Below are 12516 nucleotides of genomic sequence, written 5' to 3' on the forward strand. Positions count from 1 at the left end.
GATGGGTGTCTTGCCGTGTACGTCGTTCGGTCAGATTAGTGCTCGGGTTGATGAGTCGGGGTCAGGATCGGATGCCGTCAGAAGTGACCGCCGCTGGTGCCGGAGAAGCCGCCGCCTCCGCCGAAGCCGCCGACGGAGAATCCGCCTCCGCCGCCGCCCCCGCCGAAGAAGCCGCCACTGGTGCCGCTGCTGCCGCCGCCGAAGATCCCGCCGCCTCCGCCGCCGCCGCCGCCTCCGCCTCCGCCGAAGATTCCGCCGCCTCCGCCCCACCCGCCGTGGCCGCCTCCGGCCTGACCGATGAGGATGCCGCCGAGCAGAGCGCCGAGGGTGTCGTCGCCGCGACCGCCGCCGCCACCGCCCCACCCGCCGAGATCGTTCTGGGCGGCCTGCAGGGCCTGCGCCGCGAGCTGGTCCGCAGACTGGGTCAGCGAGAGCGCACGGACGGGGTCGGAGTCTGCGACGCGGTACGCCTCGCGCTGGTTGGCCTGCGCCTGGGACAGCCGGGTGCGGGCGGTCGAATCGACTCCGCCGCGGCGGTTCAGGATGAAGTTCTCGGCGGTCGCGATCTGCGCGTCGGCCCGCCGAAGAGCGCCGGCGAGGGCGCTGCGTGCGCGGTCGATCCTCTGCTGCTCGTCGCGCGCGGTCTGGATGATCGAATCGATGGAGCCGTTCGCGGCGTCGAGCACCCGCAGCGCGGCGATCGGGTTGCCACCGGAGGGCCCGAGGAATGTCTGGGCCTGCTGAACGCCCTGCTGCGTGGCGGCGACGGCCTGGGCGACGCGGCCTTCGGGGTCCGGCAGCGACTGCGCGGTCTGGATGTCACCGCCCAGCTCCGTGATCAGCGCAGCGGCGTGCTCGCCCGCGGCCTTCAGATCGTGCTGCAGCTTCTCCACGGCATCCTCGAGCTGTGTCGCCTGCTGCACGGCGCCCTCGGCGGCGCGGATGGAGACAGCCGCATCGCCGCTGCGCCCGCCGTCGAGCGACCGCTGCGCCGCCGTGACCTGCGCATCCGTGAACGAGATGCGCGATCGCGCCTGGGCGACGTTGTCGGCGACGGCCGAGTACGCATCGGGGGAGTACGTCGCGGACAGCGAGGCGAGGATCTTCTCGGCGCGGTCGATCTCGGCGGATGCCGCGGTGCGCAGCTTGCGCACGTTCTCAAGCGCCGCCGGAGCGTCCTGCTCGAGCTTGCGGAGCTGATCGAACTCCGCCTTGCGCTCTTCGAGCGTCTGAGTCGAGGTGGTGCACAGCTGCACGATGCGGTCGTACCACTCCGTCTTCTGCTGGTCGGTGTCGGGGATCTCGTCGTCGAGCTTCTGCTGCAGCGAGAACGCCTCGTCGAGGTGGCCGCGCGCGGCCTTCAGCGCCGCGACGAAGTCGCCGATCGCGTCGTCGCCGAACTGGGCGCGGGCGTACTCCATCTCCTGCTCGCTGGAGCGCACGACGTCGTCGGTGCGCACCAGGGCGATGGATGCCTGCCGAGCGAGCTCCGCGATCTGCGCCTGGCGCGCGGCGGCCTCGGCGGCGCGCTTGCGCGCGCGGCGGACCAGCAGCACGATCACGATCACGACGGCGGCCAGCAGCACGATGATGCCGAACACTGTCCAGCCCTGCGCGGCGCGCGCCGGGCCGTCGACCAGCATCTCCTGCACCTGCGCGGCAGCGGCGTCGATGGATCCGGTCCAGTCGCTGTTCTTGAGCGCGGGGAGCATGGCGTCGGTGACCTGGGAGCGCTCGGCGGCGGAGATCGGCCCGCCCTGCTGCGGCCCGGCCATGGCGAACATCCGCCCCTCGGTCGCGATGCCGATGAGGTACTGGTGGTCGTTGAACCCGTTGCCGTCTGCTGTTCGAGCCACCCAGTCCTTCTCGTCGGCGGCGCCGGTGAACTGCGGCACGAAGACGACGAAGACATCTGCTCCGGTGTCCTTCGCGAGCTTGGCGAGCCGCGCATCGGCTGCGGACAGCTGCTCGGGGGAGAGCACCCCGCTGACGTCGCTGACGTTCCCCGATCCGGTCAAGGGACCTGGGTCCGTCGCGGATGCCGCGCTCAGCGAGAAGCCGCCGAGGATCGTTCCCAGGATGATCGCGGCCAGAGCCAGCCACCGATGTCTCATATCGTTCCCTCCGACCGGCAGCCGTTCCCCTGGGATGAGTCTATGCACAGCGGCCGACACGCGACAGCCTCCGGCCGCCCCCGCCGTTCGCCCGCAGCGGAGCCGCATACGCTGGAGGGCATGGACGACAGGTACGGCAGCGACGTGCTCGCGGCAGGATGGCGGGAGCGCGGCTTCGCGAAGGCGAGCGACGTGCCCGCCGTGAAGGATCTCGTCGTCGAAGTCGCCGATGACGGCTACTGCGGCGCCATCACGCGCGCGCAGGCCGGGATGGTCGAGCTGGAGGACTGGAAGGGCCGCCGGCGCAGTTTCCCGATGGGCGGCGGGTTCCTCATCGAGGGGAAGCCCGTGCGCCTCGTGGCGCCGTCGGCCGCACCGCAGGGCAAGCGCCGCACGGCATCCGGCTCCTTCGTCGTCGAGGACGACCGCGCCAAGGTGGCGCTGCCCAGCCGCATCCTGGTCGAGGGCAGGCATGACGCAGAGCTCGTCGAGAAGGTGTGGGGCGCCGACCTGCGGGTGGAGGGCGTCGTGGTGGAGTACCTGCAGGGCGTCGACCTGCTGGAGGATCTGCTCACGCAGGCGCCGCCGAGCGCCACGCGCCGTTACGGCGTGCTGGTGGACCACCTGGTGCCGGGCTCCAAGGAGACCAGGCTCGTCGAGCAGATCCTGCGCGGTCCGCACGGGAAGCATCTGAAGATCGTCGGCCATCCGTACATCGACGTCTGGCAGTGCGTGACACCGGCGGCGATGGGCATCCGCTCCTGGCCGCAGGTTCCGCGCGGCACGGAGTGGAAGGTCGGCATCTGCCGAGCCTTCGGCTGGCCCGCCGAGGACCAGGCCGACATCGCGCGGGCCTGGCAGCGCATCCTGTCCCGCGTGACGACCTTCCGCGACCTGGAGCCGTCGCTGCTGGGTCGCGTGGAGGAGCTCATCGACTTCGTCACGGAGCCCACCGCATGAGCGGCCGGTCGCGCGGATATTCTGGAGGGATGTCCGAACCCCTCACCTTCCGCGAAGAGCCTGTCTCGTTCGTGCGCCGCAGCGGCCGCATGTCCGAGGCGCAGGAACGCGCGTTCGAGGAGCTCGCCCCGTTCTACCTGTTCGACGTGCCGCGGTCCGTCGCCTTCACGTCTGTGCATCCGGATGCCCGGCTGGAACCGACATCCGTCTACGGGCGCACCGCGCCGCTGGTCGTCGAGATCGGCTCGGGGCAGGGCCACGCGATCGTCGCGGCGGCGTCGACCCGGCCCGATGAGGACTTCCTGGCCGTCGAGGTGTTCCGCGCGGGGCTCGCGCGCACCATGCTGGATGCTGACAAGGCAGGCGCCCGCAACCTGCGACTCGTGGAGGCCAACGCCCCCGAGGTGCTCTCCACTCTGCTGCCGGAGGGCGCGGCATCCGAGGTCTGGATCTTCTTCCCCGACCCGTGGCACAAGAAGCGCCACACCAAGCGCCGCCTGGTGCGAGCGGGATTCCCGCAGACCGTGGCGCGGGCGATCCCCGACGGCGGACTGCTGCGGCTGGCGACCGATTGGGAGGACTACGCGCTCCAGATGCGCGAGGTGCTCGACGACGCGCCGGAGTTCGAGCGCGCGTTCGAGGGGGAGTGGGCCGACCGCTTCGACGGCCGCGTCATGACGGCGTTCGAGCGCAAGGGGATCGCCAAGGGCCGCGACATCCGCGACCTCACCTACCGTCGCGTGGCGAGGAGCTGACGGATGCTGATCGCCGGCCTCATCCTCGCCGTCCTCGCCGGGGCGTTCCACGTGTTCATCTTCGTGCTGGAGTCCGTGCGGTGGACGCAGCCCGCAACGCGTCGGATCTTCGGCGTGCGCAGTGAGGCGGATGCCGAGACCATGAAGCAGCTGGCGTTCAACCAGGGCTTCTACAACCTGTTCCTCGCGCTCGCCGCCTTCTTGGGCGTGGTGCTCGCGATCTGCGGCCTCAGCACGGCCGGTGTGACGCTCGCGCTGACAGGCACGGGCATGATGCTGGCGGCCGCACTGGTGCTGGTGATCGCCGATCGCACCAAGCTGCGTGCGGCCGTGATGCAGGGCGCGCTGCCGCTGCTGGCGGTCGTCGCGCTGGCGCTCGGCGGGGCGTGAAGCGGCATCCGGAACTGATAGGCTCGACAGGTTCGCCTCCGTAGCTCAGCGGATAGAGCGCCGGTTTCCGGTACCGTAGGTCGCAGGTTCGATTCCTGTCGGGGGCACGAACACGAGACGCCGTCCCCGATGGGCGGCGTCTCGCCTTTCCATCGGACTTGCCGTCGGCTGCACTCCGCGGGTCCACGGTTCCGCGACGAAGGGGACACCGCGTGAGGACTCCGGGCAGACAGCACGAGCTCGTCGCGCGACATGCCCGGCTGCGCACGCCGACCGCTGCGGGGCAGCTGCTGAAGCTGATCGGCATCGCGGTGGCCGTGGTGCTGGTCAGCGGCATCGCCGTGGGCGTCGTCCTCATCGGCGGGCTCTTCACCACCGTCGCCTCGAACTCCGTGCAGATCGACGGAGGCAAGAAGCTGCCGCCGGACATCGCGGCGTACAAGGGTGGATTCGACATCCTGCTCACGGGCGTCGACACCTGCGAGCCGAAGTACGCTGCGCTCTTCGGACAGCGCTGCGAGGGCCCCGACACCGACGGCATCAACAACGACGTCACGCTGCTCATGCACGTCTCGGCCGGTCCGCGGCGGGTGACCGTGATCAGCTTTCCCCGCGACATGATGATGGCGATCCCCGCGTGCACGGATGCCGACGGCAAGACCCACGCGGCCCTGCGCAAGGCGATGCTGAACGTGGCCTACGCTCACGGCGGCGACAAGGGCGGACTGAACTGCGTGGCCAAGACCGTGTCGAGCCTGCTCGGCGGTGAGGACATCGAGTTCGCGGCGAAGGTCACCTTCGGCGGCGTGATCGAGATCACGAACGCCATCGGCGGTGTGGACGTCTGCCTGCAGACGCCGATCATCGATCGGGAGACGGGACTGAACCTGTCTGCCGGCCACCACACCGTGGAGGGGCTCCAGGCGCTGCAGTTCCTTCGAACCAGGCACGGCGTCGGCGACGGCAGCGATCTGGGGCGCATCGGCAACCAGCAGCAGTACATGTCGAGCCTGGTGCGCAAGCTGATGAGCAGCCAGGTGCTCGGCAATGTCGGCACCGTGATGAAGCTCGCCGATATCGGCCTCAGCAACGTCGAGGCGTCCACGTCGCTGGCCGACCCGGTCAAGATCGCGCAGATCGCGCTGGCTCTGAAGGATGTGCCGGTCTCGGACTTCACCTTCGTGCAGTACCCGGTGCTCGACGACCCGGAGAACGCCAATCGCGTCGTGCCGGACGAGCAGAACGCGGCCATCCTGTGGGATGCCATCACGGCGAACAAGCAGCTGCAGATCACGCATCAGAACACCAAGTACGACGGAGTGGTCGTCAAGGAGCCCGCTCCCGGGACGAGCACGGCTCCGACGCCGGATCCCAGCGCGACGCCCGGCGAGGTCGTCGACCTGCCCTCGTCGATCAAGGGCACCTCGGCCGCGGTGCAGACCTGCTCGAACGGCCAGACCTACCGCTGACCGGGTGCAGCGCGGCGATAAGATCAAGCATCGGAAGGGGGCTGCTGTGAGCGAGCGATTCAAGATCGGGGATCACGTCACGTGGAACTCCGAGGCGGGCCACGTGAGCGGGCGCATCACCGAGGTGCACACCGCCGACTTCGACTACAAGGGACACACCCATCGCGCCAGCGAGAAGGATCCGCAGTACGAGATCAAGAGCGACAAGACCGACCATGTCGCGGCGCACAAGGGGACGGCGCTGACGCTGCTCGATGACTGACAGGCGGATCCTCACCGTCGGGCACTCCACGCATCCGCTCGACGAGTTCCTCGACCTGCTGCAGGGTGCTGGTGCGGAGCTGGTCGTGGACGTGCGGCGGCTGCCGGGCTCGAGAAGATTTCCCTGGTTCGATCAGGACGCGCTGTCCCTGAGCCTGGCCGAGCACGGCATCCGGTACCAGCGCATCGTCGAACTGACCGGCAGGCGGCCGATCCAGCACGACGTCCCCGACGACGTGGATGCGCTGTGGCACAACCGCAGCTTCCACAACTATGCCGACTACGCCCTCGGCCAGGACTTCGCGCGTGGGCTCGATGAGCTCGTCCGCCTCGGCGGGGAGCAGCAGGTCGTCGTGATGTGCTCGGAGGCGGTCTGGTGGCGCTGCCATCGGCGCATCATCGCCGATCATCTGCTGGCCCGCGGCATACCGGTGGACCATCTCATGCCCGAGGGACGCATCACCGCCGCCGAGCTCACCCCGGGCGCGGTGGTCGGCGACGGCACCGTCGTGTACCCGGCCGGCGCTACTTCGCCGGGGCCGGATGAGCCCCGTCCGCAGCCGTGACCGGTGCCGTGCTGAAGCGCTCCAACGCCTCGTGCACCCTCTTCGCGAGGTATTCGTGCCCGGCGTTCGTCGGATGGTCGCGGCCCGCGCCGGTGTCGATCACCCGACGGTAGTTCTCGGGAGTGATCCAGTGCTCCTGCACGGGCGAGATGTACCACCAGTTGCGCGCGGCGGCCAGTCTCGTCAGGTCGCGGTCGATGCGCGCCGTGCCCGACTGCACGGGCAGCACCTGCGGCGCGGGTCCCAGCACGACGATGGGCACGTCGGGGAACTTCGCCGTCAGAGCGTTCCACGAGGCGGTGACGGCGGCGGGGTAAGTCGCCGCGTTCTCGCGGCGGTCGTTGATCGAGCCCTCGATGATGATCAGGTCGGGCGCGATCCCGGCATCCAGAGCCCTGATCCGCGTCGGGTAGTCCGGCCCGTCGAGACCGGGCTTCTGATAGCCGCTGCCGCGGACGCCGTCGACGACGGTGGTGCCGTGGATGAGATCGGCCAGCAGGTACGCGTAACCGTCGGTCGGGGGAGTGGCGGCGGACCCGTACGTCCAGGAGTCGCCGAACACCAGCACGCGCGGATGCGGTGGCAGGATCAGCGGCGCCGGTGAGACTGCGCCGTGCTCGGCTGCCGCGATCGGTGCCGTCCCGACCGGCGGCATCCATGGCCGGGTGATGCCGAGCGCCACGGCGAGCACGACCGCCGTCGCGCCCGCGATCGCGAGCGCCAGGCGGCGTCGTCGGGTCGGCGCGTGCGTGGTCACTCGAGAAGAGTAGGTCATCGCGGCGGGGAAGAGAATTCGGATGCCGTCACGATCCGGCAACGCTCGAATCGCCCCTCGTGACTGAGGCAGGGAGGGGCGATTCGGCGCACATCGGATGCTACTTCGACGTGCCCTGGGAGACGGAGCCCTGCAGCTGGCGCTGGAAGAGGATGTAGACGATCAGCACCGGGATGATGGTGATCATCACCGCGGCGAACATCTGCCCGAAATCCAGCGAGTAGCCCGCCGACGAGGCGTACGAGGCCATGCCCTGCGACAGCACCCAGTTGTTCTTGTCGGTGTTCAACGAGATCGGCAGCAGGAACTGGTTCCACAGGCCCAGGAAGTTCATGATCGCGACGGCGGCCATGCCGGGCTTCGCCATCGGGAGCATCACCTGGAAGAACGTGCGCCACTCGCTGGCGCCGTCCACGTAGGCCGCGTCCTGGATCTCGTACGGCAGCGACTTGAAGAACGAGAACAGGAAGAACACGGTGAACGGCAGTGCGAACGCCACGTAGGTGAGGATCAGGCCGGGCAGGGTGTTCAGCAGCCCCATGCCCTGCAGGATGAAGAACAGCGGGACGATGGCGAGGAAGATCGGGAACGTCAGCCCTGCCAGCATCAGGTAGTAGATGACCCGGCTGCCCGGGACGGAGAACCGCGCCAGCACGTACGCGCACATGGCGCCCAGCACCATCACCAGCACGAGGGAGACGCCCACGACGATGACGGTGTTCAGGAACATCTGCCCGAAGGCGTTGTCGATCCAGGCGCTGACGTAGTTGTCGAAGTTCCAGTTCGAGGGCAGCCCGAACGGGCTGGCGAAGATCTCCTTCGTGGTCTTGAACGAGCCGATCAGCGTCCAGATCATCGGCAGGATCACGACGAGGGACCAGATGCCCATCACCACGTGCGAGACGGTGCCGACCGCCTTGTCGCCACGGGTCGCCTTCACCCTGCGCTCGGGTACGACGGACCTCGTCCTGGGGTCGATGGTGATCGCGGCGCGCGTCTCGGTGCTCATGCGCGTCCTCCTTCGTCCTTGCCGCCGACGAGGCGGAAGATGCCGATGATGAGCGCGGCGAACAGCAGCGTGATGACGGCGAGGACGACGCCCATCGCAGTCGCAAGGCCGAACTGGCCCTTCTCGAACGCCGTGCGGAACAGGTACTGGCTCATCACCAGGGTGCTGTTGCCCGGGCCGCCGGTCGAGTTCAGGCCGGCCATGTAGACGAAGGCGTCCAGTGCCATGATGCCCAGGTAGATGTAGGCGGTCTGCACGTTGTCGCGCATCTGCGGCAGCAGGATCGAGACGACGGTGCGGAACCGGCCGGCGCCGTCGATGCGGGCGGCCTCCAGGGTCTCCGCGGGGATGCCCTTGATCGCCGCGACGAACAGGATCATGTAGAACCCGACCATGCTCCACACGATCACGAAGATCGTCGCGCCCATGGCCGTGCGCTCGTCGCCCAGCCACGCGGGCTGGTCCGTGACGCCGAACAGTCCCAGGATGCCGTTCAGCAGGCCGCCCGAAGGTGTGTAGATCATGTTCCACAGGATCGCGATGACGATCGCGGGGATCACATACGGGAAGAAGGAGATCACTCGGTAGAAGCTCGAGCCCTTCAGCCCGCGGACCTGTCCCCGGCTCGGGCCGCCGACGGTGATCATGCTGGCGAAGATCAGGGCGATGACGATGGTGACCAGCGGGACGATCAGCGCGAGCACGATGTTGTTCAGCATCGCGCGCAGGAAGATGTCGTCGTTGAACAGCTTGACGTAGTTGTCGAATCCGATGAACTGCATGTCCGGCGTGAAGCCCGTCCAATTGGTCATCGCGTAGTACACGGCCTGCACGAACGGCGAGATCACGAAGATCAGGAAGATCGCCAGGGGCAGGCCCAGGAAGACGAGCAGGAACGAGACGTAGTCGAAGGTCAGCTTTCGCCGCCCAAGGCGGGACGGCTTGCGCCGTCCCGCCTTGGCTGCAGTGACCGCGGCCGTCTCGAGCCCCGGTCCACCGCTGACGGTGGAGTAGCTCACTTGATCTCGATCTTCTTGACGGAACTGTCCTCGCGGATCTTGTCGACGATGCCCTGAAGCTGCTTGGTGAGGTCTGCGACCGTCATCTTGCCGTCCAGGAACGAGTTCCAGATCGGCAGCTGGTCGGAGTTCATGCCGTACAGGTTGGTCGACTTGATGGTGAAGACGTTGTCACCGGCGGCCTTCAGCATCTCGGACTGCGACACCAGCGCGGTGGAGCCGAAGCCGTCGGCGGGGACGGTGTCCTTGACGATGGTGGGCGCCAGCTTGTTCTTGGCGAACGCGGTGGCGGACTCCTTCGAGAGCATCGTGCGCAGCAGCTCCTTGCCGCCGGCCGGGTTCTTCGCCTTCTTGGGGACGATGAACGGCTCGCCGGCCTCGGCGCGCATGGTGCCCTTCGGCGTGGTCTGGTTGCCGTCCAGGGGCAGCTCCGCGAAGCCCTTCATCGTGAAGCCGTCCTTGGTCGTCTTCTTCATCTCGTTCTCGATCCACGAGCCCGAGGGGTAGAGAAGCGCGGCCTCGTCGAGGCTCCACTGGGCCTGGGCCTGCGTGAACTGCGTGCCGGCGCCGCCGGGCTTGATGTAGCCCGCCTGGATGATCTCGTAGAGGATCTCGAGGATGCTCTGGATCGCGGGGTGCGACCAGGCCTTCGGGTCGAGGTTCTCGAACGGGATGCGGAAGTCGTCACCGGCCTGGATGACGGCGGAGTCCACGACCATCGTGTTGTAGTAGGTCGCAGCCTCCTTGCCCCAGAGGAAGAGGTACTTGCCCTTCGCCTTGGCCGCGGCGCCGAGAGCCTTCAGGTCCTGCCAGGAGGTCGGGACCGTCCACCCGTTCGCCTCGAACAGGCTCGAGGAGTACCAGATGCCGTAGACGGTCATGACGTAGTTCAGCGCCACGAAGTTGCCGTCGAAGGTGCCGGGATCCTTGACGCCCGCGAACAGCGTGTCGCTGATCTTGGTGCCCTCGAGGTTGTTGGAGTCCAGCACATCGTCCAACGTCTCGAGCTGGTCGAGAATCGTGTTCCAGCCGATCGAGTTGGCGCCGGAGTTGTCGATGAGGTCCGGCGGGTTCCCGCCGACGAAGCGGGGCTGCAGCTCCTGGGCGATCTTCGTCGACGACGAGACCTTGACGCTCACGCCGCCGAGCTTCTTGTTGGCCTCCATGATCTTCGCGGAGTTCTCGACGTAGTCGATGCCGTAGCCGCCGTCGAAGATGACCGCGTCGACCTTGGAGTTCGCCGCAACGCCGAACGGGTTGTCCGCGGTGACCTTGCCCGCCGGTGCGCCGCCGCCCGTGCTGCCGCCGCCCGGAGCCGCGCACGACGCGAGCGTCGCGCCGAACGGGATCAGGAGAGCAGCCGTGGCTGCGCCGCGCAGCAGGTTGCGACGGCTGATGGATGCTTCTTTGAGTTCCATCTTCATACCTTCCGTAGTGATGTGATCGGTGTTGGGTGTCGGGCCCTTCGGCAAGCTCAGAGACCCAGGAGCTGTCGAATCAGGCTCCCCGCCGGATGCGGTCCGCGTAGCGGGCCTCAAGGACGGAGTTGTGCTCATCGCCGCCGGGGATGTTGGCGGAGATGTACATGGGTGGGATCTCGCCGCGCTCGGCGATCGTGCGCGCGACGCCCAGCGTCAGCAGCTGCGCGATGAACGCGGCGGTGATCGAGGAGATCGCGCCGGCTGCGGTGCCGCCGGCGAGTTCGAGCGTGGCGTCGCCGTACGGTGCGAGGTTGTCGATGACGACGTCGGCGATCTCGCTCAGGCGCTTGCCGCTGGGATGCTTGGGCTGAACCCGCTTGGTGTGCTCGAGGCTGGTCACGGCGATGACCTTGTGCCCGTGCTCCTGCGCCCACAGCGCAGTGCCGACGATCGAGCCGTTCACGCCGGAGTTCGAGGCGATCAGGAACACGTCGCCGTCGTTCACCGGGACCGTGGCCATCAGCTCGTCGACGACCCACGGCTCGCGCTCCAGCACGGCGCCGAGCACGTCGACATCGCGGTCGCCGTGCAGGACGATGTCGCGCAGCGCGAACTTGTTGGTGGGGATCAGGCCGCCCGCGCGACCGGCGATCTCCATGGCGAACGCCTCGGAGTGCCCGGTGCCGAACGCCTGCAGCACGCCGCCGTCGTCGAGCGCCTGCACCATCAGCGCGATGGCGGGATCCAGGTCGCCGGCCTCGGCGGAGGCGGCGAGGCGGTCCAGCCGGGTGGTGGCCTCGCGAAGCAGGTCGGTCGGAGTGGCGCTCATCGGTTCTCCTCCGCGGTCGGGACGGGCTTGGGCGTGCGAGCGGGTCGGCGGTGCGCGGACACGGCCATGGCGCTGGCGGCCAGCCGGGTCGACGCCTCGCCGAACATCTGCTGCGCCACCAGCAGGTACAGCAGGTCGAGGACGAGCAGCTGGGAGTGCTTCACCGACAGGTCGTCGGGGCGCAGGTAGTGCGAAGGCTCGGCTGTGGCCAGCGAGACGTCGGCGAGGCCGGCGAGCCAGGAGTCGGAATCGTGCGTGATGGCGACGGTGAAGGCGCCTGCGGCACCCGCCTGCGAGAGCATCTGCACGGTCTCATCGGTGCGGCCGGTGCTGGAGATGCCGATGGCGACCGAGGCGGCGTTCTGCATCACAGCGCTGGTGAGGCCCTCGTGCACGTCGGACCAGGCGTGCGCGTTCACGCCGATGCGGTACAGGCGCCCCTGGAACTCGCGGGCGATGATGCCGCTGCCGCCCACTCCGTAGATGTCGACGTGACGCGCCGACGCGATGGCTGCGGCGACCTGCATGACGGCATCCAGGTCGAGGCGCGCAGCCGTGCTCTCCAGCGAGTCGACGTGCAGGGCGACCAGTGTCTGCAGCACCTTGCCCGGGGTGTCGTTCGCGCCGAACTCCTCGCCGATGTCGGCGTGCCAGCTCTCGTTCGCGTCGCCGCGGCCGATCTCGCTGGCGACGCCGACGCGGAACTGCGTGTAGCCGTCGAAGCCGAGCGCGCGGCAGAAGCGGGTGACGGTGGCGGGGGAGGTGCCCGCTCGGTCGGCGAGCTCGGTGATGGTCAGCTCGACCGGAGCCGCCGGGTGCGCGGTGACCACGTCGGCGATCTTGCTCATCGCCGTCGGCATGGTGTGACGGCTCGCCGCGATGCGGCGGGCGATCGTCATTCCGTTGCCGAAGTCCTTGGTCCGTGGCACCATTGCCTCCTGAATCCCG

General features: G+C 68.4%; 13 protein-coding genes and 1 tRNA gene. 7 read left to right on the forward strand and 7 right to left on the reverse strand.

The genetic code is table 11. The features are described 5' to 3' along the window. Positions 1–77 precede the first annotated feature (77 nt). A complete protein-coding gene (locus Q0568_RS15855) occupies positions 78–2114 on the reverse strand; it encodes a TPM domain-containing protein (protein WP_298868221.1) in 2037 nt (678 codons plus the stop codon). A gap of 120 nt (positions 2115–2234) precedes the next feature. Here Q0568_RS15855 and Q0568_RS15860 point away from each other — a divergent pair, with 120 nt between their 5' ends. The 7 genes from Q0568_RS15860 (at position 2235) to Q0568_RS15890 (ending at position 6515) form a co-directional block, all read left to right on the forward strand. Beyond that, positions 2235–3074: a DUF3097 domain-containing protein gene (locus Q0568_RS15860; RefSeq protein WP_298868223.1), complete on the forward strand. Its 840-nt coding sequence runs from the start codon at positions 2235–2237 to the stop codon at positions 3072–3074. Positions 3075–3103: 29 nt separating this feature from the next. Beyond that, positions 3104–3829, forward strand: a complete 726-nt coding sequence (trmB, locus tag Q0568_RS15865) for a tRNA (guanosine(46)-N7)-methyltransferase TrmB (protein WP_298868225.1) — start codon at positions 3104–3106, stop codon at positions 3827–3829. A 3-nt stretch (positions 3830–3832) separates the two neighbouring features. Then, a complete protein-coding gene (locus Q0568_RS15870; protein WP_298868227.1) occupies positions 3833–4219 on the forward strand; it encodes a DUF1304 domain-containing protein in 387 nt (128 codons plus the stop codon). 34 nt (positions 4220–4253) lie between these two features. After that, positions 4254–4326: transfer RNA gene (locus Q0568_RS15875), tRNA-Arg, on the forward strand. Positions 4327–4431: 105 nt separating this feature from the next. Then, positions 4432–5688 carry an LCP family protein gene (locus tag Q0568_RS15880; RefSeq protein ID WP_298868229.1) on the forward strand — a complete coding sequence of 419 codons (1257 nt, stop codon included), beginning with the start codon at positions 4432–4434 and terminating at the stop codon, positions 5686–5688. A gap of 46 nt (positions 5689–5734) precedes the next feature. Then, positions 5735–5950 (forward strand): DUF2945 domain-containing protein, encoded by a 216-nt coding sequence (locus tag Q0568_RS15885; RefSeq protein ID WP_298868231.1) that lies wholly within the window; start codon positions 5735–5737, stop codon positions 5948–5950. After that, positions 5943–6515 carry a DUF488 family protein gene (locus Q0568_RS15890; protein WP_298868233.1) on the forward strand — a complete coding sequence of 191 codons (573 nt, stop codon included), beginning with the start codon at positions 5943–5945 and terminating at the stop codon, positions 6513–6515. The genes Q0568_RS15885 and Q0568_RS15890 overlap by 8 nt, the downstream gene beginning before the upstream one ends. Here Q0568_RS15890 and Q0568_RS15895 read toward each other — a convergent pair. From Q0568_RS15895 to Q0568_RS15920, 6 genes are all read right to left on the reverse strand, one after another. Beyond that, positions 6475–7272 (reverse strand): SGNH/GDSL hydrolase family protein, encoded by a 798-nt coding sequence (locus Q0568_RS15895; RefSeq protein WP_298868235.1) that lies wholly within the window; start codon positions 7270–7272, stop codon positions 6475–6477. The two genes, Q0568_RS15890 and Q0568_RS15895, sit on opposite strands and share 41 nt — an antisense overlap. A 118-nt stretch (positions 7273–7390) precedes the next feature. After that, positions 7391–8299, reverse strand: coding sequence for a carbohydrate ABC transporter permease (locus Q0568_RS15900; RefSeq protein ID WP_298868237.1), 909 nt, complete (start codon positions 8297–8299; stop codon positions 7391–7393). Continuing rightward, positions 8296–9318 carry a carbohydrate ABC transporter permease gene (locus Q0568_RS15905; RefSeq protein ID WP_298868239.1) on the reverse strand — a complete coding sequence of 341 codons (1023 nt, stop codon included), beginning with the start codon at positions 9316–9318 and terminating at the stop codon, positions 8296–8298. The genes Q0568_RS15900 and Q0568_RS15905 overlap by 4 nt, the downstream gene beginning before the upstream one ends. Next, positions 9315–10736: an N-acetylglucosamine/diacetylchitobiose ABC transporter substrate-binding protein gene (ngcE, locus tag Q0568_RS15910; protein WP_298868241.1), complete on the reverse strand. Its 1422-nt coding sequence runs from the start codon at positions 10734–10736 to the stop codon at positions 9315–9317. The genes Q0568_RS15905 and ngcE overlap by 4 nt, the downstream gene beginning before the upstream one ends. A 79-nt stretch (positions 10737–10815) precedes the next feature. Continuing rightward, on the reverse strand, positions 10816–11568 hold the full coding sequence (locus Q0568_RS15915) for an SIS domain-containing protein (protein ID WP_298868242.1): 753 nt from the start codon (positions 11566–11568) through the stop codon (positions 10816–10818). Then, a partial coding sequence (locus Q0568_RS15920; protein WP_298868243.1) for a MurR/RpiR family transcriptional regulator occupies positions 11565–12516 on the reverse strand: 952 nt, incomplete at its 5' end. The genes Q0568_RS15915 and Q0568_RS15920, both read right to left, overlap by 4 nt.

The organism is uncultured Microbacterium sp., assembly GCF_937927635.1.
GTDB lineage: Bacteria > Actinomycetota > Actinomycetes > Actinomycetales > Microbacteriaceae > Microbacterium.